The organism is Caldifermentibacillus hisashii (genome assembly GCF_039654145.1).
Classification (GTDB): Bacteria; Bacillota; Bacilli; order Bacillales; family Caldibacillaceae; genus Caldifermentibacillus; species Caldifermentibacillus hisashii.
In genome coordinates this window covers 1,043,281-1,069,661 of the sequence record NZ_CP155467.1, presented here as the reverse complement: position 1 = coordinate 1,069,661, position 26,381 = coordinate 1,043,281, and the positions used below count along the sequence as shown (strand labels likewise).

The following is a 26,381-nucleotide window of genomic DNA, read 5'->3' as shown; positions in this document are numbered from 1 at the left end:
GAAACGATATCCTTTAATTGTATTGACAAAAAAATTCACGGACCTTTTTTTACCAACCGAATTCTTATTAAAAATTTCTATATGTTAAAAATCGTTCATACCATTGATCAACAAAATCCGGTGCAAACGGTCCCTTTTTTTGACGAATCCAATCAATTAATTTCTCCATATTTGCTTTCAAAATTTTATCGATAACATCCGGGTATCCCATTAATTTTCGGTGTTCTTCATATTCATCTTCATCAAGTAAAACATAAGTCATATCCGGAAATACTTTTATATCTAAGTCATAATCGATATATTTTAATGCTTCATCATCGAACACAAATGGTGAACTTAAATTACAATAATAGTGAATTCCGTCTTCTCGAAGCATGCCTAAAATATTAAACCAATATTGGGAATGGTAATAACAAATCGCCGGTTCTCTCGTGATCCAAGTTCGTCCATCTGATTCTGTTACCATTGTTCGATCATTTCCCCCAATGACGACTGTGTTTGTTCCTTTTAACACCGTTGTTTCTTCCCATATGCGATGAATATGTCCATTATGTTTATAACTATGTATTTGGATTGTTTCTCCTTCCATGGGAACTCCCATTTTTAATCCCTACTTTCTACATCCCGCTCAAGTTTTCTATCTGACAATAAAATAATTGTTTCCAATTTATATTCGTTATTTTTATATTATAACGTTTCAACCAAATTTTTAAAACCGGGATATAAAGAAAACTCGGGCGTCCGAGACTTTAGGCGAGAGCAGAGCCGCAAGAGCACTTATGCGTTAGGAAAGTAGAAATTAAAAAATTTCTACTTTCCTATTAGCCAAAAAAGGTGCTCCGATAATGAAGCACCTTTTGGAACTTATAAGGGGTTGGTTCTTTATGGTTCACCCTAGATGTATATGTGATGTATATGTTATGAATTTTTATTTTTTTTAGCCTCTGCTTGTTGATTTTGACGACGTACTTCTTGTGCATTCGTTTCACTAGCAAACTCAGTACCAAATTGACCTTGTCCACCTTGTGCAGATTGAGCATTTTGTTGTCTTACTTTTTGTACATTCGTTTCACTAGCAAACTCGGTACCGAATTGGCTTTGTCCGCCTTGTGCAGATTGAAAATTTGTACCAGCTTGTGTTTTATTGTTTTTTGCCATCTGTTATCACCTCCACGTTCTTAACATATCCAAGTGGAGGGATAAGTATCCAAAGATTTTGTGGAAATTTTTGGTATCACCAATTAATTGACGATTTCACTTTTCAAATAACCAAAAGTTTATTTTTCCGGCATTTCTATTCCTATAGAACGCATTGAAAAATACGGTAATGTTTTGTTCATGAAACATCCATGGCAAAAAATCATTCAAACTAACAGTGATCTTCCACCGTCAACGATCAACGTTTGCCCACGAATCATGGATGATTGATCGGATATGAAAAACATAATTGCATTGACCATATCATCCATCTCCACCATTCTTCCGGCCGGCGTGTTTTTTCTGGCATCTTCCAGCAATTTCTCTCGATTTGGGAAATGTTGAAGTGCTTCTGTATCTATCGCACCCCCGGAAACGGCATTCACAACAATATTTTTCGGTGCCAATTCAACAGCCAAATAACGGGTTAATGCTTCGAGGGCTGCTTTTGAAACACCAACAAGTGTGTAGTTTTCCAAATAACGGATGGAACCAATCGAACTAATACTGACTATTTTGCCGCCACCGTTCCGTTCCATTAATTTTGCCGCTTCTTGCGCACAAAACAGCAGTGCCTTACTATTTATATTCATTGTCCAGTTCCAATGAGTTTCTTCAATCTCCATTACCGGACGTAAAACACCGGAAGCTGCATTATTAATAAGGACATCCAGACGGCCAAATGTTTCATCAATCGTTTGAAACATTGCTTTGATTTTATCTACATCCCCTACATGGGCTCTGACAACAAGCGCTTTTCTCCCCATTTGTTCAATTTCTTTAGCCGTTTCCTCTGCAGCTGATTTACTGCGAACATAGTTAATGACAATATCATAACCTTCTTCTGCCAAGCGAAGAGCTGTTTTTTTGCCGATCCCGCGGCTGGCCCCGGTTACTAATGCTACTTTGTTCGACATATACTCATTCCTTTCTAAAGTAAATATTGTGGGACATTACATATGGACGCATACTTATATAGCGATCTTCTTTTTATACTCTTTCCACATCTTTTGATACGGAACCGGAAACGGATATTCATCTACTTCCTCAAAAGCCACAACTTTCATATTTTGTGGCAACTCCCCCTTTACCAAGCCGACAAATGCATGAATCTTCCATGTTAAATGGGAGAACACATGCTCAACAACACATAATGGTTCCAATAAATCCACATTTGCCCCATACTTGTCCAACCATTCATTTTCAAAATCGATAATCATATTTTTCTTTCCGCTAATAACTTCTTCGTTTGGAAATTCCCAAAGACTTGCCAACAATCCTTCATCAGGGCGTTTACGAATAACGACTTTTCCTCTTTCATCCAGCAAAATTGCTGCAACATACTGAACGGTCCTTCCCTTTTTCTGTTTGCTTTTTACCGGAAGCCTCGTTTCTGTACCATGTTGAAAGGCACGGCAATGGTCACGAACCGGACATAACAAACAGTCCGGTGAAGTCGGTTTACAAATCAATGCACCGAGTTCCATCAACCCTTGATTGAAACTGGACGGATCTTCACGGGAAATGATCTCTTCCACTAATTCTTCAAAAAGCTTTCTTGTCCTTACCTTTATAATATCATCCTCAATTTCAAAAATCCGGGATAATACCCGCATCACATTGCCGTCAACAGCCGGAATCGGTTTGTTATAAGCAATACTTAAAACGGCTCCGGTCGTGTAAGGTCCGACCCCTTTTAACTTACTGAACGTTTTTTTCTCATCAGGGACAACCCCGCCGTATTGAGTTTGCACCTCCTTTACCGCTGCTTGTAGATTTTTCACACGTGAGTAATAGCCTAATCCTTCCCACGTCTTCAACAGCTCTTGTTCATCCGCATTAGCTAATGCTTCGATATTCGGATATTTCTCAATAAAGCGGTAAAAGTAAGGGATCACCGTATCGACCCGGGTTTGCTGTAACATGACCTCTGAAACCCAAATCTTATAAGGGTCCTTATCTGCACGCCACGGAAGGTTCCGCTTTTCCTCTTGGAACCATTCAATTAAAGATTTTTGAAATTCCTCTATGTTAAAATTTTTTAAAAGTACGGATACTCTTTCATTCACAGCTTGTCCTCCACATGATAAAATCTGATTAAGAGTTGGTTAAAATAAAATTTGTATATAATGCGTTCTTTGAATTATGCTAAAAATAATCATATCATTTTTAATAAAATTAAGCAGAGTTTATTATTCGCACAAAATTTATTTGATATGGTACATATATTAATCGTATGCTTGTCATCTAAAGAGTTATCATACTGGAGGTATTTTTGTGGATACTGGTACACATTTTGTCATGGGTATTGCCCTTGGTGGATTGGCCACCATTGATCCGGTTGTATTCAATCATCCTGATACCTATCAATCCGTTTTGATCGCAACGATTGTCGGTTCACAAATTCCGGATATTGATACAGTATTAAAATTACGTAATAATGCGATATATATCCGAAATCATCGCGGTATTACTCATTCAATTCCCGCAGTTGTTTTGTGGCCGTTCATCATAGCCTTACTATTGTATTTATTTTATCCTGAAGTTAATCTGCTGCATGTTTGGTTATGGACTTTTCTTGCTGTTTTCTTGCATGTATTTGTTGATATTTTCAATGCCTATGGGACCCAAGCTTTACGTCCGTTTTCCTCCAAATGGGTTGCACTCGGTTGGATTAACACGTTCGATCCGTTTATTTTCGGCATTCATGCACTCGGTATCGTATTCTGGATATTCGGAAATGATCCAAGGGTAATCTTTTCTACTATGTACATTGTCTTGATTGGCTATTATTTGTACCGGTACTCTATAAGGAAAACATTAGTATCTGTAATTAAAAAACGAATTCCCGATACAGAACAAGTCATCTTAAGTCCAACGATGAAATTTTTTCAATGGCGTATTGCCGTTATTACCAAAAACAAATTTTATGTTGCCTACGCTTATCAAAGCAGTTTTACAATCGTTGATGAATTTGAGCGAATTCCTTTACCGGATACACCGGTTATGAATACAGCTATTAAAGATACTAATGTCGCCGCCTTCCTTTCTTTTTCACCGGTTTATCGCTGGGAAATAGAAGAAGGAATCCGTTATATTGAAGTTCGCTTTATCGATTTACGCTATCGCAGTAAAGATCATTACCCGTTTTTTGCTGTTGTTAAGATGGATCATAATATGAACATTCTAACTTCATATACCGGTTGGATTTATAGCAAAGAAAAAATTCGCAAAAAGCTGGAAATCCTTCCCCAATAATTCCCTGAAAAATTGTCGTAAACGAAATCTTTTTTTAGCCATACTATTAGTGCGTATTATTTGCGCACTATTTTTTTCTGTTTAGTTTAACGTGATTTGTCAAAAACTCTATACCATTATATGTAAATTTACTGTTTCCGACAACTGGTACGGTAAATAGCATCCTTATAGGAGGAATAGCGATGGTGCGTAACAAGGAAAGAGGGTTCCCCAATCAAAAGGACCAAAAATTGGAAGGAATGCCCCGTGCACAAGCAAGATTTGCCTCATTAAGGGCAGACGGGACGATCAATACAAGACCACAGGAACGGATGCACGCCTCAAATCAAAGAGAAAGAGACGATTCATAGCTCTTGAAAACGGAAACGGGAGTCCAGGAAGTGCGGGCTCCCTCCAGTTAATCTTCATGCTCATCTTTTACTCCACTATGCTGCTTCTATATAAATCAGCCCGTCCAGTAAGTTTAGTACATTTTTTTACTTTTTCCAAAAGCGAAATCGGAATTCCTTCTTCTTTTCCTTCACCATTCAGACGATTTCCCCAAGCAAAGAAACCTTTCAAATATTTTATTCGGAAGTACGTATCCGGTTCATTACGCAGTCGATAGATTTCACCCTTTTTAAAATCTTCCGGGTTCAGTAAATAACACTCAGCCATCAAAGCTTTCCTTTCAAGCACGGCAAATTCATTTATAATACCGAGCTGCTCTGCTTTCCTTGCCTGCTCCCTTAAATGTGCAATTTCTTGTTTCAATTCAATTTCCGACATTTCACTATACCTTTTTTTAGTCATTGAAAACACCTTCCACATCATTTTTTGTCTTTTTTTCTGTAAACGTGCTAATACATTCTTTATTCATGATTATTTATGTCAATTCCATCAAGAAATTTTTCAATATCAGCAAGTTGGAATCCTTTACGATAAAGAAATTGCTTAACTTTCATAATCCTTTTTTCAGGTGGTACTAGTCGATATTTTTTCAACGCTTTCTCACCTTGAATTTGAATCGTTTCTTCATCACGGTGATCGGGAACATTTTCCAATGCAAGTGAAACGGCTTTCTGAATCGTTACCTGTTCAAACCCTTTCCGGACTAAAAAAATACGCAAATGACTGCTCAACTGCTTAGTGGAAACTGTTTTATTTTTCAATATTTGTTTTTCACAAAGCTTAACTGCTTTTTCCAGTTTTTCTTCATTCGTAAAAAGCGCCAATGATTCATCAATGATACTCGGATGGATTCCTTTTTTCCGCAGACCTTCTTTAATAACATTCGGACCTTTATCCGAGGTATTGATTTGTGTTTTTACAAAAGCAAGTGCAAATTCCCGATCATCTAAATATTTTTGATTCAAAAGGCGCCCAATCACTTCTTGAATTACATTTTCCTCATAACCTTTTTCCTGTAAATGTTCTTTAACTTCTTTTATCGATCTCATGCGGAATGATAAGTAATGAACAGCTTGAATGTACGCCTTTTGTATTTCCTCATTATAAAAAATTTCCGCAAGTTGTTGTTCATCCAATTCTTTCCCTTTTCGTAAATCATATTTTATTAAAATATCCTCACTGACACTAAAGGCGTATTGACCATCTTTTCCATCGTCAAAAAACACATTATAGCGATCCGTATTTCTTTTCTGAACGGTAATCTTTTTTATGATTGGCAGGATGAACACCTCCATTCATGTTTCTTTAGCACAAATGTATCATAAAATAGAAAATTTGTATGCAATTTCGCTCGTCTACGTATGCTTTGCCGGGGAATGGAAAAACTAAAAATATAGTGTGTACACGAAAACACGGAGGTGTAAAAGCGATGGCTAATCCAAAGAAAAACCGGGGAGAAGAAAAGAAACAGTTGAAAAAAGCACAGGAAATTATTTATGGTCGCGATTTTAAACGAGCTGACAGAGCTGCCCGGGAATAATAACAGACTTGCTAACACTTACCTGTCATATTCGCGAGTTACTTGGCTAATCTAAAAGATGAAGATCATTTATCTTCAAAACTCCTGACGAAAGGGGTCTCAACATGGGACGAGCTCGTGGACAAAGAACTCGCGACAAAAATAAAGCAAACTTACCTCAAGTTCCGAAAAATATGAAGTCAGATGGTCTTGATATCGAGTATGCACAGGAATTGGCGGACTTGCAAGACCGAGAAGCTATTGCGCGATCCAATGCAGCCGACAGTCGGGTAAAAGCGCGAGGAAAAAGAAAATAAATTGACTCGTGAGCCAACTTTTCGTTTTTCAAAAATTATCTATTGCTAAACAATCATAAATAGATTTTTTAGGAACTCTTCTTCATCTGAAGGGTTCCCTTTCTTTTGCTCCTATTACATCTCACCCTTCCTGCGATAAATTTTAACGCGATTAAGAAAGTGCAAGGCGCCCGCTTAGCGTCGTACATCTTGGCCGGCTTAAATCGCACCCTCCTGTTGCAATGCCGGCCCCACTTTACCTTTTGTCATAAAAAAACTTAACACATGATCCGTTAGTAAAAACGGCGACTGCCAAGCCTTTAGGCGAAGGCAGAGCCGTAGTCAGCGAAAAAACATTTTCGCATGCGAGGTAATGCTACCGAAGCCTCTCTAGTTGTAGCATTTTGCACTTATACTTATACTAAAATTTCCAACAACGTACAATCTTTCCTGGAAATTTATACTTTCTGGTGTAAAAAAGTAGCCAGGTTTTGTGGCTACTTGAAAGGAAATCTTGGTTAAACAGCTTCTTCTTCTTTCTTATACCCGTCTTCCCAAAAATCAGCATTCTTCACACCAAGTTTTGTTGAATTATATTCCGGGTCAAGACCTTGCTTTTTCTGTTCTTCATAATCTTTTAATGCCTGAATGGCCGGTTTGTAAAGGAATACTAAGCCGATTAAGTTAGTCCAAACCATGAAGCCGAGACCAATGTCACCCAATGTCCAAGCCAGTGTTGAAGTCCTGACCGTACCATAGAAAGTTGCCGCAATCATAGCTATTTTTAAAATCATCATCGGAATTTTTAAATTACGGCCTTTAAATAAGTAAACGACATTCGATTCAGCAATATAGTAATAAGCCATAATAGTTGTAAAGGCAAAAAAGAACAGAGCTATTGCAACAAACGGTGAGCCGAAACCAGGTAATTGACTGTCAACGGCCATTTGTGTATAAGCTGTCCCTACTTCTACACTATCACCGATATTATTGACAATAAGCGTTGACTGGTCAGATTCATATACATTATAGGAACCAGTAAATAAAATCATAAATGCAGTTGCGGAACATACGAGCAATGTGTCAATATAAATCGAAAACGCTTGAACCAATCCCTGTTTTGCAGGATGAGATACTTCAGCGGCACTGGCAGCATGCGGTCCGGTTCCTTGTCCTGCCTCATTCGAATAAATTCCGCGCTTTACTCCCCACGCGATGGCACTTCCTAAAATACCGCCAAACAATTGATCAGCACCAAATGCACTAGTAAAAATCAATTTAAAAACGCCCGGAACAGCTTCAATATTCATAAAAATGATTACGAGCGCAACAAGAATATAACCAAGAGCCATAAATGGAACAACCAATTGGGCAACATTGGCAATCCGTTTAACTCCCCCAATAATGATAACACCTAATAAAACTGCTAAAAAGATCCCCGTAATCCACGGACTAATCGAAAATGCATTATCAAACCCGGCAGAGATGGCATTTGATTGAACCCCCGGCATAAGAACAGCCATTGCTAGCAAACCGGCAACCCCAAAAATCATTCCTGCCCAACGACGATTCAAACCTTTTTCAATATAATAAGCAGGACCGCCGCGATACTCACCATCGACTTTTTCTTTATAAATTTGGCCGAGCGTAGATTCTACATATGCAGTCGCAGCTCCGAAAAAAGCGATTAACCACATCCAAAAAACAGCACCGGGACCACCATAAGCAATTGCCGTTGCTACCCCTGCAATATTCCCCGTACCGACACGACCGGATAAAGCTAAAGATAATGCCTGAAATGAGGAAATTCCGGATTTTGAACTTTTTCCTCTAAACATTTGTTTGATCATGTCCCCAATTAATCGTACTTGGGCAAATTTCGTCATTAATGTAAAAATAACCCCAGCTGCAATACAGAACACAATCATTGGTGTACTCCAGAGCCAGCTATATAACGTATTAATAAAATCAGCCATTGCACTACCCCCTTGTTTTTATAAACAATACTTTTTCAAAAAATTAGAAACTTGGCGATATAATAGATTATTATAATTTATCATTTGTTATAAGACAATATGATTTTCAAATATATTTATACTCTTCTACATATTGGAAAATATCCCCAAAAAGAAAAGAGGATTTTAATTGATGGCGGAAACGGTCAAACTGAACTGCAAAAGACATACTACAAACGAATTAATTTGGAATTATCTTTCACTTCTTTTCAAATAAGAAAACTAGGGCGTCTATGCCTTTAGGCCACATGTGATGCGTAAGTTCACCGAAAAAATATAAAATTTTTTCTGGTACGATGTATTCGTTGAAAAAGACATTGCTTTTTCAACTACGGAGCCTATACTTTCGGTTCTTCATAGCCTTTCTTGTGAGCTTATACTTTTTCTCACTACTTCGAATTCGCATCTCTGCTGAAAATTTATAATTCTTAACATAGAACACAAGCTAAAAGCACCACAACCTTATGACAACACTTGTGTGACCAACATCCTTTCCTCCCTAGCAATCATGCATTCTTCATACCTTATTTTAAATACGTCAATGTTTTCCCGGAAATACCAAATAGTATAGATAATATTGGAGATAACCAACAAAAAATTGCAAAAGGAATATAGCTCAAAACCGGCACTTCAAGCATACTCGTAATAAAAACACCGCAAACACTCCATGGCACAAGCGGATTAATTACTGTACCAGCATCTTCTAATACACGGGACAAGTTTTTGTTTGCCAAACCAACCTTAGCAAATTGGGACTGGAACGATTCGCCGGTAAGTAAAATCGCCAAATATTGCTCACCAATCATGACATTTAGGCCAATTGCAGTCATTGCTGATGCAGTAATCACACTTCCGACATTATTTAAAAGGCCTGCAATGGATTCTATAAGTCGCGGGACAATACCAAGCGTAAAGAGCAGACCACCCATTGCTAAAGCAAGCAAAACCAGGCTTACCGTAAAAAACATGCTGCTGACGCCACCCCTTGTCAGCAGTTCATCTAGTGCTGTATTTCCGGTTTCTGACACATAGCCGTTAAACAAAACATTAAGTAAGTCTCCAATTGGCAACATTTGATTAATAAAAGAAAGAACAACGGCCAAAAGTGAACTTGCTGCCAAAGAAAGAATCGCAGGGACATTTTTTATCGAAAGGACAATTAATAAAACTAGAGGCAGCCAGCTATACCAATGAATTAGCCCTGTTGAGTACAATGAATCTTGAAAATGATTAATATTTGATAGATCCGCTTCCTCTACGGGTGGGGAAACAAAAATAAAAAAGAGCAATGACAATAAAAATGCCGGTACAGTTGTCCATCCCATATTACGAATATGTTCAAACAGATCAACTTTTACAATTGTCGATGCCAAATTGGTTGTATCGGATAACGGTGACATTTTATCCCCGAAAAAAGCACCGGAAACAATGGCTCCGGCTGTGATCGCCATAGAAAGGTCGATCGTTTGGGCAATACTAATAAAAGCAACACCGATAGTCGCGACTGTCGTCAGTGAACTGCCAATACTCACGCCGACAAGTGCCGTTATTACAAACACAATGGCATAAAAATAGTGGCTCGTGGCCAGTGAAAAACCTGTAGACACTAAAGTTGGAATGGTTCCACTAATCATCCAACTTCCGATCAATAAACCGATAAACAGGAGCAATATGACCGCCCCAATACCTGCCATTGCTCCATTAATTAATCCTTCTTCCATTACTTTAAAAGGGATTTTCCTCAATAAGCCATAAAATAATAAAAAGATAATAACCACTAAAATGGGGATATGTGGTGCAGCCTCGAATTTAATGATGCCAAAACTTAGTAAGAAAATACTTATTGCCGAAAGCAGCACAGCTTCTACTACAGATGGAGTATAATAGGTTTTTTTTATATTCATGCTGTTCCTCCTGAGTCGTAATTCAAATTATAATGCTACAATATTTACTTTATCACATAAAAGCGTTTAAGTGCTAAAGTTATATTTTAATATAATTTTATCTTTACAAATTGTCAAGAAGGCGTTTTTTCTCATAATTGGCAGGGTTAGCTTGTGGTTACGCGGTTGCTTGGGTTGAGCCGATTTCTCCTTGGTAGTCACTGCCAGCCCGCGAGATAGGTCTCCCCTGGTCCGCGAGATTGGCTTTATCCAATATAATGGTTCTTATAGACAAAATGTGAGGGAAATTTACTAAAACTGTCCATTAAAACAGCTCTATTAGACAAAATGCAATGCCAATCAACTAAAACTGTCCATTAAAACCACTCTTTTGGACAAAATTCAAAGCCAACCTCCTGAAACTGTCCAATAAAATCGTTCTTATGGACATATTACGAGGGCAACCAGCCGAAACTTACGGACAAATTGAGCAGCGATAAAAGGAAGAACGGTCTCGAAACGCTCTAGAACAAAAGAAGCAACAATAGAAGAACAAATATCCCCGAGATTGACTCTCGGGGACAAATGAAGAGGGGTTGAATTCAATCCGAATACAAAATTGAATCTACAAACTGGTTTTAACCACTTCATTTTTTTCTGCAGATTCAAAAATAATTTCCATCAGCTTTAATACACGCAGTACTTCGTGATTTTTAACAATGGCTTCGGTACGACCTTCAATAACTGATACAAGGTTATCATAAAAATCTTGAGATAATACGGAAGCTGCCGGAAGATTTACCATTGTAGTTGCTTCCTCTGATGGAGGGGCCATCGTCTTCGTTAAGCCCTGCCCTGCTTTAATCGGCTTCGGTGCAGAAGCTATGATATCTTTATTTTGTTTAACAATTTTTCCGTTAAGACCCCAATCCTCGATAATGGCGGTTCCTTCTGTTCCTTTTAAATACCATCTCGGCAGCGAGATAAAGTTCGTTGTTCCTACTTCTACAAGTGCGGTTATTCCATTGGCAAAAGTCAAATAGGTTTGGAAGCCATCATCCACCTCATCGCCCAGTACATAACTTAAATTTGCATATACACTCGTAACCGGGCTATGAATCATAAACAACAGCTGATCAAGCAGGTGAACGCCCCAATCCAACACCATGCCGCCACCGTTTTTCTTTAAATGGCGCCAATCACCCGGAATCCCATTGGCACCATGGACACGGGATTCAATATGAAAAATTTCACCCGTCATTTTTTCATTATATATTTTTTTCACGGTTAAAAAATCCTCATCCCAGCGTCGGTTTTGGTGAACCATAAACACTTGTCCGGTTTCCTCAGCTACCGTCATAATTTCCTCTAAATCACGGGCATAGATCGTTACAGGTTTTTCGCAAACTACATGTTTGTGAGCTTTTAAAGCTTTTATTGCAATTTCTTTATGGACGTCATTTGGTGTTGCAATTAATACAATATGAATCGACTTATCCGAAAGCAAGGCATCCAGACACTCGTACACCTGCAGCCCCTTTGATAGTGCCACATCATTTCTTTCTTGCTTAATATCAAAAATGCCTTTCACATGAATTTGCGGATTACTTTTAAGCAAATGGTCGACATGGTAGCTGCCCATGCCGCCATAGCCAACGACTGCTAAATTGTATGTTCTCGTTGTCATAGAAGCCTCCTCTTATGCCCACCACATATCAGCAGGTGTTTCACGAATGATCACATCTTTTAAGTTTTTAACGGCACGATTGAAGCCTTCATCAATGGACATTAATGGGTCTTCATGCTCAATACTTACAACATAGTCATACCCATAGGTACGTAAGGCACTCATCATATCCGACCATTCTTGCATACTATGACCACAACCGACACTTCTAAATGTCCAGGCACGGGTTTGTACATTTCCGTATGGTTGCATATCTGTTAGGCCATACATGTTGACATTATCCTGGTCAATATACGTATCCTTTGCATGAAAATGGTGAATGGCTCCTGCTTTTCCTAAAATTTTAATAGCGGCAACCGGATCGATACCTTGCCACCACATATGGGACGGGTCTAAATTGGCACCGATCGCATCACAAGTTAATTCACGCAATTTCAACATGGTATATGGTGTATGGACGAGGAAACCGCCATGCAATTCAAGGCCAATTTTGACATGATGTTGTTGGGCAAATTCGCCAATTTCTTTCCAATACGGAACTAATTTATTTTCCCATTGCCATGTTAAAATATCGGCATATTCCGTTGGCCAGGCAACAACCGGCCAATTTGGCTGTTTAGCATCCTCGCTGTCTCCCGGCGTTCCTGAAAAACCGTTTACGACTGGCACACCTAACAATGATGCGAGTTTAATCGTTTTGCGCAGCGTTTCATCCGATTGTTTGGCAAATGCTTTATCAGGCGAAAGCGGATTGCCATGACAACTAAAGGCACTGATGGTTAAACCTCTGGCAGTAACCGCATTCAAATAATCTTTTCGTTTATTTTCATCTTCTAAAAGCTCATCTAATGGACAATGGGCATTTCCCGGATAGCCTCCTGTTCCGATTTCAACTGCATCCAGACCGGAAGCCTTCACATGATCCAGCATTTCTTCAAAGGATTTATTGGAAAATAATACGGTAAATACACCTAATTTCATTGAAAAACCTCCTAAAATTAATTTTCAGACAAACAGTGGGACCCGTTCAAAAATCAACATCACTATGGGAGTCGTTGGGTCCATTATGTTTATTGAAAAATTACAATATGACAATCCGCTTTGTTTCTTGTGATTCGATGGCTGCTAAGATAATTTCCAACGATTTTTTCCCTTCTTCACCGGTAATAAGTGGCTCTTTGTCTTCTAAAATACATTCAACAAAATGATTAATAACATGGGATGTCGTCTGGCCGCCTTCTTCATTGGTTTGGATTCTGCTTAATTGATGTTTGACAACCTCGCCGGTACGATATTGTTCGATTAACGAATACTCAGGATCAGCTTCCAGTTTCAAAATCCCATTTTCTCCATAGATGACCGTCGAGTTATCATCACTTCCTGCTGTATATGCCCAGCTAGCCGTCAATGTACCGATGATGCCGCTTTCTGTACGTAACACACATACTGCATTATCATCTACTTCAGAATAAGATTTTGCATTTGTTTCAATGAAGCTTCCAACTTCTTTAAATTCACCAAGCAAATACCGCATTAAATCGGCTTTATGTACACCAAGGTCGCCCATTGCCCCGATAAAGGCTTTTTCTTTATTAAAAAACCAACTGTCTTTACCGTCTGCACTCCAGCCTTCCGGACCACTATGACCAAAAGTAGTTTTAAAACTGTATATTTTGCCCAACTTGCCGCTCTCAATAATTTCCTTTGCTTTTTGATGAGATGCCACAAAGCGTTGATTATGAGCAATCATTAATTTCTTTCCGTTTGCTTTTGCCGCTTGGATCATCGCCTCTGCTTCTTCCCTTGATGTGGCCATCGGTTTTTCACATAACACATGTTTGCCGGAATTCAATGCAGCAATGGATACCGGTGCATGCAAATAGTTAGGCAGGCATACACTGACAGCGTCCACCTCTTTTAGCTTCAGCACCTCTTGGTAATCTGTAAAAGCTTTTGCACGATATTGGGCAGCCATTGTTTCGGCTCTTTCCGGAACAATGTCGCAAACCGCTACAATTTCTACATTGGCATTCGCAGCGTATTCCGGTAAATGCCGATATTTTGCAATACTTCCGCAGCCAATGACACCGATTTTTAATTTACTCATATGCCAATTCCTCCCGTTTGCTTTTTTCATGATTCATCCCATTTATATAGGGACGTATGAACTTGCTTCAAATTACAAAATTTTCCTTTAAAAGAAAAAGATTTCTTTACGTCAATGTTTAAATAAGGCGATTTCGTTTTTCATCTCTACAAGATGGAAAACATCATATATCTAGTTTTCTATTTGTTTAGATAAGGCAATTTCGTTTTTAAATAGTTCAAGCTCATTTCAATACTTTCGAAAGGATCACGCTGACAAATATCCTGCTCCACAACCCACCAGTTTATGCCGGCTTTTTCGCCCAGCGATAAAACGGTCTCAAGATCAACGCCGCCTGTCCCCAATTCGGCAAAGCTTTTTAACTGATCGGTTGTCATATCTTTTAAATGAACAATAGGTACCCGGTTCATATATTTTTCAATCCATTCAACCGGATTTTCCCCCGCCTTCTTCAACCAGTAGATATCGAACTCGGCAATAACTGACTGTGCTCCATCTAATATCGTTTCTAATACGGTTTTCCCATTATTCAGCCGTTCCAATTCAAAATCATGGTTATGATAACCGAGGACAAGACCTTCCTCTCTAACTCGTTCACCGGTATCCTTTAAAAATGAAATCAAACCCTGATAGGCTGGTTCATTCCGTTCATCCGGCATTAGGAACGGGCAGATAATATAAGTGCTTCCTAATGTTTTTTGCTCCTCTATTACCTTAGTTAAATCATTTTTCAACTCCTGAAGCGGAACATGACTTGATGAAGCCTTTAACCCCAGCCGATCTAATAAGTTGCGTATCTCTTTTGCTGATCTGCCATAAAGTCCGGCAAACTCAACCCCGTCATATCCCAATTCCGCTACTCTTTTTAATGTTCCTTCAAAATCTTTCTCACACTGTTCTCTTAATGTATATAATTGGACGGACACAGGGATTTCCTTCATAAACATCACTCCTCGGATAAAATTTTTTCAAGCGGTTTTGCATTTCCGTAGACCGGGTAACTGCGTTTAACCGGCTTTGCCCACTTCACGGCATTGATAATAACCTGTTGAACTTGTTTATGATAATAGGTCGGATAAGTTTCATGTCCCGGACGGAAATAAAAGATTTTTCCATTTCCCCGCTTAAATGTACAACCACTCCGAAACACCTCCCCGCCTGCAAACCAGCTTGTAAAAATGACCTCATCCGGTTCCGGAATATCAAAGTGCTCCCCATACATTTCTTCGTGGTCAATTTCGATATATTCGGGGATTCCTTCAGCGATTGGATGACCTGGACTAATTACCCATAATCGTTCTTTCTCCCCCGCTTCCCGCCATTTTAAATTACAGCTTGTTCCCATTAGCGATTGAAAGATTTTTGAAAAGTGACCGGAGTGAAGTACAATTAAGCCCATACCGTTTAATACCCGCTGTTTCACTTTCTCCACGATTTGATCATCTACCTCATGATGTGCCATATGTCCCCACCAAATCAAAACATCGGTATGATCTAATACCTCACTTGTTAAGCCATGCTCCGGTTCATCCAATGTAGCCGTTTTCACACCAAACCCGGCCTCATGTAAAAATGATGCAATTTGGCCGTGAATTCCTTCTGGATAAACTGCTTTTACCTCCGAGTTGTGCCGCTCATGACGATATTCATTCCAAACAGTAACCCTAATCATCTCATTCTCTCCAATCAAAAAAGACCTAGTTTCTGTACATTTAGCATACAAAACTGTTAGGTCTTTTTCTTCCTGGAAAATTTATATGTTATTCCCGTATTTTGACTTTTTATATTTTAAAGGTGAAGTTCCAAATTTGGTTTTAAATAAATGATGAAATGTTTTGACACTGCTAAAACCGGCTTGTTCAGCCACTTCAATAATTGGCAGATCCTCATTTAACAACAGCCACTTTGCTTTATTTAAACGGTAATCATTTAAAAATTTCACAAAGGTTTGTCCTGTTAATCTTTTAAAATAACGGGAAAAATATTGAGCGTTAAAGCCCATATGGCGAGCGATGTCATCCAATGTAATTTTCTGTTGATAATATTCTTCAATATATGCAAAAATTTTACTTAAAGACTCAACAAATGATTTTGGGTTGGAAACCAGCTCCGATTTCAATTCATTCGGTGAAATATCTTGATAAACATTGCGATACAAAGTAACAATCATTTCATACATTTTTGCTTTGATGGCAAATAAATATCCCCTGTCTTTATTCACCATTTCTAAATAGATTTCTTGAATTAGCTCCTCGATTTTTTGTTTAATTTTTCCCGGCCATGAAAGACTGGACTTTTCAATGCCGTTAAAGATATCAAGCATGGAAAGCTCTTCGTTGTTGATTAATCTCATGTCTTTAAAAAATGAGATGTCAAACATAAGCACGATTCTTTCGCTATCGGGGGAGGAAAGATAGTAGTGGACCTCCCCACCATTAATAATTCTTACTTCCCCCTCCTGCATGGTGAAAATAGTATCATTGATCCCAACGTTCAGTGTTCCGTTTTTCACATAAATGATTTCTATTTCTTTATGCCAGTGGGGGAGCAATGTCATATCCCCACTATTTAAAAAGCAATCCATTGGAAATTCATTATGGTCCTTGCGAATTTCTAAATACGAGCTTCTCATCGGCAAAATCTCCAAATCAAGCGTTTTCCTTTTATCTTATCATTTTTTGAAACGAGATAGATGTTATTTCTGTGAGTTTTCATTTATATGTGTACCGTTCCTCGGGGGTTGTTCTTGTTTTGGCGTGGTACTGGCCGGCCAATAGCGCAAGAGCAAATGGATTATTCGACTCATCTTTTTTAAAATTATATTAAAAACAGAAGGATTATTCTAGTAAAAATCTAGCCTCGATATCTCATCAAGCAAGGGACAAAAGAATATAAAAATTTTATAGGCAGACCAAAAAAGTACGCACTTTTTGGCACTAAAAAACCCGCAGAAAATGCCTTAACAACGGGGCTTTCTGGGGTTTTTACTGTCAACTTAAGATTAGTCTAGTGAAAATCTAAGCAAACAATAGTAGTACAGCACTCATGATCTACTCTACAAAAATGGTTTTTAAAAAAAGGATTGAAACGGCGCCTCCGGATGAAGAATATCACCTATTATATCAGCCAAATCGTCCGGTAATATAATCTTCCGTCCGTTTATCACTAGGTGTTGAAAAAATTTTATTCGTTTGGTCATACTCAATAACTTCACCGTTCAGGAAAAATGCAGTTTTATCCGAAATCCGTGCCGCTTGCTGCATATTGTGGGTGACGATAATGATACTGAAGTTTTTTCTCAATTCTTGAATAAGTTCTTCCACCTTCAATGTTGAAATCGGGTCAAGAGCGGAAGTCGGTTCATCCATCAAGATAACATCCGGCTCAATGGCAAGACATCTGGCAATACAAAGTCGTTGTTGCTGACCACCTGACAAACCGTAAGCATTTTCCTTCAGCCGATCTTTTACTTCATCCCAAATGGCCGCCCCCCGCAAACTTTTTTCAACAATTTCATCCAGAATTTTTTTATCTTTAATGCCATGGATACGTGGACCATAGGCGATATTATCATAAATTGATTTAGGAAATGGGTTTGGCTTTTGAAAAACCATACCGACTCGGGTTCTTAATTCCTCTACTTCATAGTTTTTATCGAAAATGTTCCTGCCGCGATAGTATATTTCCCCGGATGTTTTTACGGCCGGAACAAGCTCGACCATCCGGTTCAATGTTTTAATAAAGGTTGATTTTCCGCATCCGGACGGACCGATAATAGCTGTAATTTCATTTTCAAAAATATCCAGATTAATATGTTTTAGTGCATGATTATCCCCATACCATAAGTTCAAATCCTTTGTTTGGTAAACCTCTTCTTTATTGACCTCTGGTTGCTCTATCATTAATTCTTCTTTCCTCATTTCAACCACAATTGCCATTATAAAAACCTCCTTTTTTAAAATACGTAAAGTTCACAAAACACCAATCTTCAAGCACTGTTAATACCGTTTGGAAAATTTATTTCGAATCATGATGGCGACCGAATTCATAACGATTAACAACGCTAATAATACGATAATTCCGGCTGCTGCCAATGCATGGAATTCATCTTGCGGGCGGGATGTCCAGTTGTAGATTTGCATCGGTAATGCCGTGAATTCATCAAAAACCGAATTTGGCAAAAAGGCTAAAAATAGTGGAATACCGAGAACAACAAGTGGTGCTGTTTCCCCAATCGCACGTGATAAGGCAAGGATGGATCCCGTTAATATCCCCGGTAAGGATGCCGGTAAGACAACCCGCAAAATTGTCGTCCATTTTGTTGCCCCCATGGCGTATGAGGCTTCCCTAAAACTGCTCGGCACAGCTCGGATCGCTTCCTGGGCAGATACGATAATCACCGGTAAAACTAACAAACTCATCGTCAATCCGGCTGCCAAAACGCTTTTACCGAAAGCAAAAGTGCGGACGAATAAAGTTAACCCTAATAAGCCATATACAACAGAAGGAACACCGGCCAAATTCGAGATATTGACTTGGATAAATGTGGTAAAACGGTTCTTTTTTGCATATTCTTCCAAATAAATTGCCGCACCGACTCCTAAAATCATCGTGACCGGTACCACAACCACCATCAGCCAAATGGTTCCATTTAGTGCCGTATAAATTCCGGCCTCTTCCGGTTTTCTGGATGGTAAACTGTTCATGAATTGCCAATCTAAGTACGGCAAACCTTGTATAAAAATTCGACCAAATAAAACCGCTAAAACAATGAGACATAATCCAGTTGCTAAAAGAAATAAATATTTAAAAAATGTATTACGAAATAATCTTGGTTTCATGCGACGAATGACTTGCTCCTGGTCAATCAGTTTCATTGGTGTATACCTCCTTGGCAAAGCTGCAGAAATTACGGCAAATGATCAGCAAATTAATAATCCTCCTTAACCCGGTTTGAAATCCACTGGGCAAGCAGATTCATGATTAATGTAAAAATAAAGAGTGCAAAACCGACCGCATATATACTGTAATAAATCGTAGTTCCGTAACCTGCATCACCTTGAGCAACTTGGACGATATAGGCAGTCATTGTTTGAACGGAACCGGTTATATCTAGACCAAGATTTGGTGTCGAACCTCCGGCAATAGAGACAATCATCGTCTCACCGATGGCACGGGAAATCCCAAGAACAATCGAAGCAACAATCCCGGATACGGCTGCAGGAAGAACAACTTTCAACGTCACCTCTAGCTTGGTTGCGCCTAAAGCGAGGCCCCCTTCTCGAATCGCTATTGGAACAGAACCTAATGCATCTTCGGAAAGGGAGGCAATTGTCGGGATAATCATAATCCCAATCACTATCCCCGGACTTAGTGCATTAAAAATTTCCAATGAAGGAATTATTTTTTGTAAAATTGGTGTGACAAATGTTAACGCAAAAAATCCATATACAATCGTTGGAATTCCGGCCAGCACTTCCAAAACCGGTTTAATAACTCTTCTCACTTTGTCCGATGCAAATTCACTTAAATAAATGGCCGCGGCAAGACCGATTGGAACTGCTACGAGGATGGCAATACCGGTAATCCTGAGTGTTCCGGATATTAACGGCATAATTCCATATTGACCAGGTTCAGAAAAAGGATACCAGGTGTTACCGGTAATAAACTCTTTTAATGAAACATCTTTAAAGAAGGCAAAAGTTTCAACAAGTAGTGTAAAAAGGATACCAAGTGTGGTTAATACAGAAATAATCGCTGTCAACTGTAAGATCACCGGCATGATCTTTTCGCTCCAATTTTTTCTTTGTCGTTTCTTTTTTGCGATCATTTCTTGAACCGATAATGTTGCAGCATATTTTTGCGAGGACATGTTGAAAACCCCTTTCATCCATAACATGTTGGGACAATCCTCCCAAATCGAAAAGCTCTAAACATGTTATCCTTTTTGCTTTATATCTCCGGGATTGTCCCACTTTGATTATTTTCTTTATTTTAAATCTTCAAGCGTTGATAAAGCTTTATCATATTTTTCTTTCGGCAAGCTGACATAGCCAACTTCTTCAGATAGGGTTCCTGCGTTTTCAAGAGCAAATTTTACAAAATCATAAACTTCAGGTTTTGACAAGGATTCATTTTTTACATAAATGTAAAGCGGACGGGAGAGTGGAGTGTATTTGCCGCTTTCAACCGTTTCATTTGTCGGTTCAACTGCTCCATTCCCGTTATCAATCGGGACTACTTTTAATTGATCTTTGTTTTCAGCATAGTAAGCATAACCGAAATAGCCAATGGCGTTTTTATCTCCGGTTACACCGGTAACAAGTGTGTTATCATCTTCTGACAAAGTGGCTTTTTCAACAATTGGTTTTCCGTCCAAAACAACTTCATCGAAATAATCAAATGTACCGGAGTCAGTACCCGGTGAATAAAATTTGATTTCTTCTTCCGGCCAGCCATCACGAATATCAGACCATTTTTTTGTCGTACCATCTTCCACCCAAATCTTTTTCAAATCATCAACTGTTAAATAGTCAACCCAGTCATTATCTTTATTCACAACGACTGATAAGCCGTCATAGGCAATTTCAAATTCCGTATATTCAATTCCTGCTTTTTCTAATGCCGCTTTTTCTTCGTCTTTTATCGGACGGGAGGCATTAGAAATATCGGTTTCTCCGGCAGCAAAGGCTTCAAATCCGCCGCCAGTACCGGACATACCGACAGAAACTTTTACATTCGGTTGATTCATATTGTATTCTTCAACGACCGCTTCCATAATCGGAAAAACAGTAGAAGATCCGTCCACTGCAACGGTTCCTTTCAGTTGTTGATCGGATTGTTCTGAAGCTTTATTTCCATTTGATCCTGATTCGTTTCCACTCGTTCCTTCTTGAGGTCCGCATGCAGTTAGTAGTACCGCTCCCGTGATGAGTGCAGATAATGCCAGTTTCTTATAGTTTTTCATTTTCGTTTCCCCCTAAGAAATTTGCTTGTTTATCTTACATAACTAACAATAAAGGGGAAAAATTAACTTGGTATAAATGGTTTGTTAAGGTTTGTTAAGATTCTGTAAATTTGTCGTTTTGGATGATTAATAAAAAAACATCGTGGAAATAGTAAATTTTTTGAAACCAACATGGACTTACAATCGTAAGTGTTTATATAGGATTTATTTTGAGAAGGGAGGATGAATATTGAAGAGGATTTTAAAACATTTGTTAGGCTCACACTCCAGCAGCAGACGAAGACATCATGCCCATTTTGGCAGCAGCAGTCGACACCGCCACGGCCATTCATCTTTTTTCGGTAGCAGCAGCAAACGTCGTTATAGTCACAACCCGTATAAGGGAAGCGACTATTTTAAAAGGAAAAAGTATCGCAGCAGTTCATAACTTTTCTATAGCGACATCGATATCCTCCAAAATTTCATTAATCGATGAATAAGGTACATCAATTCCGAGCAGCCGTTTTAGCAGATTGGTCGTTGAATGATGGAGTTGAAGCTCTTCTGTCCAGGGGAGGGCTTTTTTATGTTTCTTTTCAAAAGTTGTATATAGAAGGAATAATAATAGGTCGCCTAAATCATGATAATCATCTTGTTTCCTTTCTTCCTGAGTCTTTTTTGATTTTAAAATGGATGAGAGATTTCGTGCCACAAAATCTTCTTTTTCCCCGTAAGCCAGACCGAGATCAATTATAACCGGTTTTTCTTCTCTTAGCATAATGTTTGGAATTCTTAAATCACCGTGGTATATTTCGTGGCGATGGAGATACCCTACCGCTTCCGTCAACGCACGAATAAATTCCAATGCCGCTTTTCCATCGTACACACGTTTTTCTTCAAAAATTACTTCTTCCATATTTTTCCCGTCAATATATTCCATGACATAAAAATGTCCGAGATTACCTGAAAAAGAATGCAACAATTTTGGTAGTGCCTTATGGTTTAATTGTTCAAGCATGCAAATTTCCCGATTGAAAAGGGCAACTTCCTTTTTGAACTTTTGCTTAGTGGGACGCAGTTGTTTGACAGCAACCATTTGATTTTTTTGTAAATCTTTACATTTGTACACCAGACCAAAACTACTGGAACCGAGTAATTTGATAATTTGATAGCGGTTATCGATATGAACACCCGGTGCCAACGATTTATCAACAAAAAATTGAATAACTTTACGAATCGGACGGAACAAACTCAAGCCGGGGGCCCTCCTTTCCTATTCTGTGAAAAATGGTATATATTTAAAACTTACCAATTTGTTCGAGGATACACAAGAATTATTGTTTTTTAAAATACATTTTTCAAGTTGGTGGACAACTTTTGCTACCAGAATAGAGGTCACTGGAAAAACTGCGTAACAATCTTGCTAAACACCGTATTTAGATGTATCTCTGGGCTTTATCATACTATATATTGTGTTAGTAAATCTTTTTAAATAGTTTTTCAGTGGACTCACTAGAATACGACAAATATTTATGAAATGAATAAAAAAGAAACATTTATCTGGCAGTGGAAAAAACGTATAATGTATATAAGCATGATATACCCGTTTATATAGCGATAGCATTTTGTGAGGAAAACGGTGTAGACTATGGCAAGTGATTGTTATGTAAAAGTAAGCGTTTATAAGTATCGCTACTAACCTATTATTGATCATTCGTTTTTCAAATTGTTTATAATGAGTGGAATGTTGGTGAAATGAAAAACGAAAAGGGATGTGAATAGATGGCTGCAAAAAGAATTGTGATTGCCGGGACTGGAAGCGGTGTCGGCAAAACAACGATAACGATTGGACTTATGGCGGCACTGCGAAAAAGAAATTGGCAAGTTCAAGGTTTTAAATGCGGGCCGGATTACATTGATCCGACTTACCATACCGCCGTAACAGGCCGGCCTTCAAGAAATTTGGATAGTTGGATGTTCGGAAAAGATTTGTTAAAGGAAATTTATTTACGGGCAAGTGAAGACGCAGATATTTCCGTTATCGAAGGAGTAATGGGATTTTTTGATGGACATTCGCCGGAATCGGATGTAGGAAGTACAGCAGAAATTAGTACCCTTTTGAATTGCCCGGTAATTCTTGTTGTCGATTGTGGGAGTATGGCGAGGAGTGCAGCGGCTGTTGTGAAAGGGTTTCAAGCTTTTACAGAGAAGGCAAACATTGTTGGTGTTATCGCAAATCGTGTCGGTGGAGAGGGGCATTTTCACCTTGTCAAAACAGCCATTGAAAAAGAATGCCAAATTCCTGTCATTGGTTATGTAAATAGTGAGATTGATATATCTCTTCCGGAACGGCATTTAGGTCTAATTCCCTCTATTGAAAGAGGCGATTTAAACAGCTTTTTTGAAAAACTTGGTGAAATTGTTGCGAAAACGATTGATTTGAATTTACTGACTCAACTAGCAGAAGTACCGGCAATTACGAAGACAGGTTCTTCAATTTTTGATGTAAAGTGTGAAAAAAAGGTGAACATCGCCGTTGCAAAAGATGCGGCCTTTCATTTCTATTATCAAGAAAATTTGGATCTACTGGAATCATTTGGGGCAAAGCTTTCTTTTTTCTCACCGTTAAATGGAGAAACAGTTCCCGATAATGTGGACGGTCTTTATATTGGAGGAGGTTTTCCGGAACAATTTGCAAAAAATTTATCAGAACAAACAGCGGTTAAACAATCAGTAAAAATGGCGATAGCTGACGGAATACCAACCCTTGCAGAATGTGGTGGTTTTATGTTTTTAACAGAAGCAATTGAAACACATGATGGGAACCGATTTGAAATGGTTGGGGCGATTCCGGGAAAAACCGTTATGCAAAACCGATTAGCGGCAATTGGATATCGAGAAATAAAGGGGATGAACGGGAATCCTATTTTAACAGACGGATTAACAGCAAGAGGACATGAATTTCATTACGCTGTTTACATTCCAAGCAGGGATGTCCCTTATGCATATGAAACAGAAAGTACATATGGCAAAAAACACGAGGGCTACCAATCTAGAAATCTGGTTGCGGGATTTACCCATATCCATTTCGCCACCTGTCCGGAAATAGTTGAAAATTTTATAGCATTGTGCCGGACATGGAGATAGAAATTTATCTCACGGTTAATGTTTGTGCTTAGCAGTGAACAAAATACTTTTCTGTGATTATTTTTCAATGAAGGTATTGAGCGCATAATAAACAAACTACCTCCCTGTGGCGTGTTTATCAATGAAAGTGTTGAAATCGTTTAACGCATAATGTCTCTTTGTTACTGGTTGACAATCGTTGCACACGATTTTTAAAAATGATTGAATGAGGTGAGAACCTTGCGTATCGTTTCACTTTGTCCAAGTAATACAGAAATATTAGCTTGTCTCGGGTTAACCGCTCAGCTAATCGGTGTTGACCATTATTCTGATTGGCCGGCTGACGTTAAAAAACTGCCAAACCTCGGTCCTGATTTAAATATTAATATAGAGAAAGTGATCGAATTAAAACCGGATTTCATTGTCGGTTCTTTAAGTGTTCCCGGTATGGAAAAAGTTGTGGAACGTGTTAAAAGCTTAAATACACCTTTTCTCATACTCGACCCGCATCGACTGGGTGATATTTTTAATGATATTATTAAGGTAGGTGAGGCAACTGATCGTTATCAAAAGGCTTGCGATTTAGTAGATTGGATGAAAGAAAGGATTGAAGAAATCCGACAAAAATGCCCGAAAGCAAATCCGCCTCTTCGCCTCTATTGGGAATGGTGGCCAAAACCAGTCGTTTCTCCCGGTGGAAAAAATTGGCTCACTGATCTTTCGGAAATAGTTGGGGCAACAAATGTTTTTGCCGATATCCCGGAAGATAATGTGAAAACCGACTGGGCCGGAGTCGTAAAGGCAAATCCGGACTATACAATGGTTGTTTGGACAGGAATCCCGTTGAAGAATGTGAAAATCGAAAAAATCATCAACCGCCCCGAGTGGCGAGGGTATCCTTTTGCGAAAAGAGACAGGATCCATATTCTTGAAGAAGGCTGGTTTTGTCGCCCATCACCGCGATTAGTTACAGGTCTGGAACATTTAGCACATATTTTATATCCGGAAATTTTCCCTGAAGCCAAAAGTTTTATATAACCGGACTTTTGCTATTTTTATAGTGATGGGGAAAATTTGTTGTTATATGTCGATCCTTTACTTCAAAATTGGTTAATTGTGTAACTTGAGGTGCACGATCCTAAAGGCGGGTGGATTTTTCGTCGCCAAAAATAGGTGTTTTCCTACCTAAAATGGTGACGAGTTTGATTCTCGTCGCCAAAATAGAGCATTTTTCACTTCAAAACGGCGACGAGAATAGGGCTCGTCGTCAAAAATTGGTGTTTTTCGCCTTAAAATGGTGACGAGAACGAGGCTCGTCGCCAAAATAGGGTGTTTTCCAACCTAAAATGGTGACGAGTTTGATTCTCGTCGTCAAAAAATAGTGTTTCTCGCCCCAAAATGGTGACGAGAACGAGGCTCGTCGCCAAAATAGAGCATTTTTCACTTCAAAACGGTGACGAGAATAGGTCTCGTCGTCAAAAATTGGTGTTTTCCAACCTAAAATGGTGACGAGTTTGATTCTCGTCGCCAAAAAATAGTGTTTCTCACCCCAAAATGGTGACGAGAACAAGTCTCGTCGTCAAAAATTGGTCTTTTCCAACCTAAAATGGTGACGAGAACGGACCTCGTCGCCAAAATAGAGTGTTTTTCGCCTTAAAATGGTGACGAGAACGAGGCTCGTCGCCAAAATAGAGCATTTTTCACTTCAAAACGGTGACGAGAATAGGTCTCGTCGTCAAAATAGAGCATTTTTCACTTCAAAACGGCGACGAGAACGAGGCTCGTCGCCAAAATAGAGTGTTTTTCGTCTAAAAACGGCGACGAGAACAAGTCTCGTCGTCAAAAATTGGTGTTTTCCGACCTAAAATGGTAACGAGTTTGATTCTCGTCGCCAAAATAGAGCATTTTTCACTTCAAAACGGCGACGAGAACGAGGCTCATCGCCAAAATAGAGTGT

General features: G+C 38.9%; 27 protein-coding genes. 7 read left to right on the top strand and 20 right to left on the bottom strand.

The window, feature by feature from the left end:
* Window positions 1–67: 67 nt before the first annotated feature.
* From ntdP to mutY, 4 genes are all read right to left on the bottom strand, one after another.
* Window positions 68–601: a nucleoside tri-diphosphate phosphatase gene (ntdP, locus tag NSQ14_RS04980; protein ID WP_034768682.1), complete on the bottom strand. Its 534-nt coding sequence runs from the start codon at window positions 599–601 to the stop codon at window positions 68–70.
* A gap of 317 nt (window positions 602–918) precedes the next feature.
* Window positions 919–1,158 carry a gamma-type small acid-soluble spore protein gene (locus tag NSQ14_RS04975; RefSeq protein WP_034768680.1) on the bottom strand — a complete coding sequence of 80 codons (240 nt, stop codon included), beginning with the start codon at window positions 1,156–1,158 and terminating at the stop codon, window positions 919–921.
* Window positions 1,159–1,364: 206 nt separating this feature from the next.
* Window positions 1,365–2,114 (bottom strand): enoyl-[acyl-carrier-protein] reductase FabL, encoded by a 750-nt coding sequence (fabL, locus tag NSQ14_RS04970; RefSeq protein ID WP_034768678.1) that lies wholly within the window; start codon window positions 2,112–2,114, stop codon window positions 1,365–1,367.
* Between the two features lie 54 nt (window positions 2,115–2,168).
* Window positions 2,169–3,266 (bottom strand): A/G-specific adenine glycosylase, encoded by a 1,098-nt coding sequence (gene mutY / locus NSQ14_RS04965; protein WP_095141522.1) that lies wholly within the window; start codon window positions 3,264–3,266, stop codon window positions 2,169–2,171.
* A 208-nt stretch (window positions 3,267–3,474) separates the two neighbouring features.
* Here mutY and NSQ14_RS04960 point away from each other — a divergent pair, with 208 nt between their 5' ends.
* A complete protein-coding gene (locus tag NSQ14_RS04960) occupies window positions 3,475–4,455 on the top strand; it encodes a metal-dependent hydrolase (RefSeq protein ID WP_034768674.1) in 981 nt (326 codons plus the stop codon).
* Between the two features lie 185 nt (window positions 4,456–4,640).
* Window positions 4,641–4,805: a small, acid-soluble spore protein K gene (locus tag NSQ14_RS04955; RefSeq protein WP_034768730.1), complete on the top strand. Its 165-nt coding sequence runs from the start codon at window positions 4,641–4,643 to the stop codon at window positions 4,803–4,805.
* Window positions 4,806–4,872: 67 nt separating this feature from the next.
* Here the strand turns inward: NSQ14_RS04955 and NSQ14_RS04950 are convergent, their stop codons facing one another.
* Window positions 4,873–5,247 (bottom strand): YfhH family protein, encoded by a 375-nt coding sequence (locus NSQ14_RS04950; RefSeq protein ID WP_051989009.1) that lies wholly within the window; start codon window positions 5,245–5,247, stop codon window positions 4,873–4,875.
* A 59-nt stretch (window positions 5,248–5,306) separates the two neighbouring features.
* On the bottom strand, window positions 5,307–6,140 hold the full coding sequence (gene recX / locus NSQ14_RS04945; protein WP_051989008.1) for a recombination regulator RecX: 834 nt from the start codon (window positions 6,138–6,140) through the stop codon (window positions 5,307–5,309).
* Between the two features lie 134 nt (window positions 6,141–6,274).
* On the opposite strand from recX, the gene NSQ14_RS04940 reads away from it, so the two are divergent.
* Window positions 6,275–6,385 carry a YfhE family protein gene (locus NSQ14_RS04940; RefSeq protein ID WP_072012641.1) on the top strand — a complete coding sequence of 37 codons (111 nt, stop codon included), beginning with the start codon at window positions 6,275–6,277 and terminating at the stop codon, window positions 6,383–6,385.
* A 104-nt stretch (window positions 6,386–6,489) separates the two neighbouring features.
* Window positions 6,490–6,681 carry a YfhD family protein gene (locus tag NSQ14_RS04935; protein WP_034768673.1) on the top strand — a complete coding sequence of 64 codons (192 nt, stop codon included), beginning with the start codon at window positions 6,490–6,492 and terminating at the stop codon, window positions 6,679–6,681.
* A 497-nt stretch (window positions 6,682–7,178) separates the two neighbouring features.
* Here the strand turns inward: NSQ14_RS04935 and NSQ14_RS04930 are convergent, their stop codons facing one another.
* From NSQ14_RS04930 to NSQ14_RS04870, 13 genes are all read right to left on the bottom strand, one after another.
* The gene (locus tag NSQ14_RS04930; protein ID WP_034768671.1) at window positions 7,179–8,636 is read right to left on the bottom strand and encodes an alanine/glycine:cation symporter family protein; all 1,458 of its coding nucleotides are present in this window, start codon (window positions 8,634–8,636) and stop codon (window positions 7,179–7,181) included.
* A 563-nt stretch (window positions 8,637–9,199) separates the two neighbouring features.
* On the bottom strand, window positions 9,200–10,579 hold the full coding sequence (gene nhaC / locus NSQ14_RS04925) for a Na+/H+ antiporter NhaC (RefSeq protein WP_216405410.1): 1,380 nt from the start codon (window positions 10,577–10,579) through the stop codon (window positions 9,200–9,202).
* A 604-nt stretch (window positions 10,580–11,183) separates the two neighbouring features.
* Window positions 11,184–12,245 carry a Gfo/Idh/MocA family oxidoreductase gene (locus tag NSQ14_RS04920; RefSeq protein WP_095141527.1) on the bottom strand — a complete coding sequence of 354 codons (1,062 nt, stop codon included), beginning with the start codon at window positions 12,243–12,245 and terminating at the stop codon, window positions 11,184–11,186.
* Between the two features lie 12 nt (window positions 12,246–12,257).
* The gene (locus NSQ14_RS04915) at window positions 12,258–13,226 is read right to left on the bottom strand and encodes a sugar phosphate isomerase/epimerase family protein (RefSeq protein ID WP_034768666.1); all 969 of its coding nucleotides are present in this window, start codon (window positions 13,224–13,226) and stop codon (window positions 12,258–12,260) included.
* 100 nt (window positions 13,227–13,326) lie between these two features.
* The gene (locus NSQ14_RS04910) at window positions 13,327–14,352 is read right to left on the bottom strand and encodes a Gfo/Idh/MocA family protein (protein ID WP_034768664.1); all 1,026 of its coding nucleotides are present in this window, start codon (window positions 14,350–14,352) and stop codon (window positions 13,327–13,329) included.
* A gap of 179 nt (window positions 14,353–14,531) precedes the next feature.
* The gene (locus NSQ14_RS04905; protein WP_034768662.1) at window positions 14,532–15,293 is read right to left on the bottom strand and encodes a sugar phosphate isomerase/epimerase family protein; all 762 of its coding nucleotides are present in this window, start codon (window positions 15,291–15,293) and stop codon (window positions 14,532–14,534) included.
* 5 nt (window positions 15,294–15,298) lie between these two features.
* Entirely contained in the window at window positions 15,299–16,024 is a 726-nt protein-coding gene (locus NSQ14_RS04900) for a ThuA domain-containing protein (RefSeq protein WP_034768654.1), read from the bottom strand.
* Window positions 16,025–16,105: 81 nt separating this feature from the next.
* Complete coding sequence (locus NSQ14_RS04895; RefSeq protein ID WP_034768652.1) at window positions 16,106–16,984, bottom strand: AraC family transcriptional regulator; 879 nt, start codon at window positions 16,982–16,984, stop codon at window positions 16,106–16,108.
* Window positions 16,985–17,474: 490 nt separating this feature from the next.
* Entirely contained in the window at window positions 17,475–18,272 is a 798-nt protein-coding gene (pstB, locus tag NSQ14_RS04890; protein ID WP_396122059.1) for a phosphate ABC transporter ATP-binding protein PstB, read from the bottom strand.
* Window positions 18,273–18,350: 78 nt separating this feature from the next.
* Window positions 18,351–19,229 carry a phosphate ABC transporter permease PstA gene (gene pstA, locus NSQ14_RS04885; RefSeq protein WP_034768651.1) on the bottom strand — a complete coding sequence of 293 codons (879 nt, stop codon included), beginning with the start codon at window positions 19,227–19,229 and terminating at the stop codon, window positions 18,351–18,353.
* Window positions 19,230–19,282: 53 nt separating this feature from the next.
* Entirely contained in the window at window positions 19,283–20,224 is a 942-nt protein-coding gene (gene pstC / locus NSQ14_RS04880; protein ID WP_034768650.1) for a phosphate ABC transporter permease subunit PstC, read from the bottom strand.
* 117 nt (window positions 20,225–20,341) lie between these two features.
* Window positions 20,342–21,319, bottom strand: coding sequence for a PstS family phosphate ABC transporter substrate-binding protein (locus NSQ14_RS04875; RefSeq protein ID WP_346216958.1), 978 nt, complete (start codon window positions 21,317–21,319; stop codon window positions 20,342–20,344).
* A gap of 421 nt (window positions 21,320–21,740) precedes the next feature.
* A complete protein-coding gene (locus NSQ14_RS04870; RefSeq protein WP_051989006.1) occupies window positions 21,741–22,553 on the bottom strand; it encodes a serine/threonine protein kinase in 813 nt (270 codons plus the stop codon).
* A 527-nt stretch (window positions 22,554–23,080) separates the two neighbouring features.
* Between NSQ14_RS04870 and NSQ14_RS04865 the strand changes: the two genes are divergently transcribed.
* Complete coding sequence (locus NSQ14_RS04865) at window positions 23,081–24,445, top strand: cobyrinate a,c-diamide synthase (RefSeq protein ID WP_251241518.1); 1,365 nt, start codon at window positions 23,081–23,083, stop codon at window positions 24,443–24,445.
* Window positions 24,446–24,664: 219 nt separating this feature from the next.
* Window positions 24,665–25,462, top strand: a complete 798-nt coding sequence (locus tag NSQ14_RS04860; protein WP_346216957.1) for an ABC transporter substrate-binding protein — start codon at window positions 24,665–24,667, stop codon at window positions 25,460–25,462.
* Between the two features lie 229 nt (window positions 25,463–25,691).
* On the opposite strand, the gene NSQ14_RS04855 is transcribed toward NSQ14_RS04860, so the two are convergent.
* A complete protein-coding gene (locus tag NSQ14_RS04855) occupies window positions 25,692–25,955 on the bottom strand; it encodes a hypothetical protein (RefSeq protein ID WP_346216956.1) in 264 nt (87 codons plus the stop codon).
* A 127-nt stretch (window positions 25,956–26,082) separates the two neighbouring features.
* Here NSQ14_RS04855 and NSQ14_RS04850 point away from each other — a divergent pair, with 127 nt between their 5' ends.
* Entirely contained in the window at window positions 26,083–26,220 is a 138-nt protein-coding gene (locus tag NSQ14_RS04850) for a hypothetical protein (protein WP_346216955.1), read from the top strand.
* Window positions 26,221–26,381: the final 161 nt, after the last annotated feature.

Excerpts from the sequence above, each read along its gene's own strand:
- recX (WP_051989008.1), bottom strand. The coding sequence starts at position 6,140 with ATGGAGGTGTTCATCCTGCCAATCATAAAAAAGATTACCGTTCAGAAA.
- NSQ14_RS04900 (WP_034768654.1), bottom strand. The coding sequence starts at position 16,024 with ATGATTAGGGTTACTGTTTGGAATGAATATCGTCATGAGCGGCACAAC.
- pstB (WP_396122059.1), bottom strand. The coding sequence starts at position 18,272 with ATGAGGAAAGAAGAATTAATGATAGAGCAACCAGAGGTCAATAAAGAA.
- NSQ14_RS04895 (WP_034768652.1), bottom strand. The coding sequence starts at position 16,984 with ATGAGAAGCTCGTATTTAGAAATTCGCAAGGACCATAATGAATTTCCA.
- NSQ14_RS04875 (WP_346216958.1), bottom strand. The coding sequence starts at position 21,319 with ATGAAAAACTATAAGAAACTGGCATTATCTGCACTCATCACGGGAGCG.
- NSQ14_RS04920 (WP_095141527.1), bottom strand. The coding sequence starts at position 12,245 with ATGACAACGAGAACATACAATTTAGCAGTCGTTGGCTATGGCGGCATG.
- NSQ14_RS04910 (WP_034768664.1), bottom strand. The coding sequence starts at position 14,352 with ATGAGTAAATTAAAAATCGGTGTCATTGGCTGCGGAAGTATTGCAAAA.
- NSQ14_RS04940 (WP_072012641.1), top strand. The coding sequence starts at position 6,275 with ATGGCTAATCCAAAGAAAAACCGGGGAGAAGAAAAGAAACAGTTGAAA.
- NSQ14_RS04915 (WP_034768666.1), bottom strand. The coding sequence starts at position 13,226 with ATGAAATTAGGTGTATTTACCGTATTATTTTCCAATAAATCCTTTGAA.
- pstA (WP_034768651.1), bottom strand. The coding sequence starts at position 19,229 with ATGAAACTGATTGACCAGGAGCAAGTCATTCGTCGCATGAAACCAAGA.
- fabL (WP_034768678.1), bottom strand. The coding sequence starts at position 2,114 with ATGTCGAACAAAGTAGCATTAGTAACCGGGGCCAGCCGCGGGATCGGC.
- NSQ14_RS04865 (WP_251241518.1), top strand. The coding sequence starts at position 23,081 with ATGGCTGCAAAAAGAATTGTGATTGCCGGGACTGGAAGCGGTGTCGGC.
- NSQ14_RS04950 (WP_051989009.1), bottom strand. The coding sequence starts at position 5,247 with ATGACTAAAAAAAGGTATAGTGAAATGTCGGAAATTGAATTGAAACAA.
- NSQ14_RS04930 (WP_034768671.1), bottom strand. The coding sequence starts at position 8,636 with ATGGCTGATTTTATTAATACGTTATATAGCTGGCTCTGGAGTACACCA.
- NSQ14_RS04850 (WP_346216955.1), top strand. The coding sequence starts at position 26,083 with ATGGTGACGAGAACGAGGCTCGTCGCCAAAATAGAGCATTTTTCACTT.
- pstC (WP_034768650.1), bottom strand. The coding sequence starts at position 20,224 with ATGTCCTCGCAAAAATATGCTGCAACATTATCGGTTCAAGAAATGATC.
- ntdP (WP_034768682.1), bottom strand. The coding sequence starts at position 601 with ATGGGAGTTCCCATGGAAGGAGAAACAATCCAAATACATAGTTATAAA.
- NSQ14_RS04935 (WP_034768673.1), top strand. The coding sequence starts at position 6,490 with ATGGGACGAGCTCGTGGACAAAGAACTCGCGACAAAAATAAAGCAAAC.
- NSQ14_RS04975 (WP_034768680.1), bottom strand. The coding sequence starts at position 1,158 with ATGGCAAAAAACAATAAAACACAAGCTGGTACAAATTTTCAATCTGCA.
- NSQ14_RS04905 (WP_034768662.1), bottom strand. The coding sequence starts at position 15,293 with ATGAAGGAAATCCCTGTGTCCGTCCAATTATATACATTAAGAGAACAG.
- nhaC (WP_216405410.1), bottom strand. The coding sequence starts at position 10,579 with ATGAATATAAAAAAAACCTATTATACTCCATCTGTAGTAGAAGCTGTG.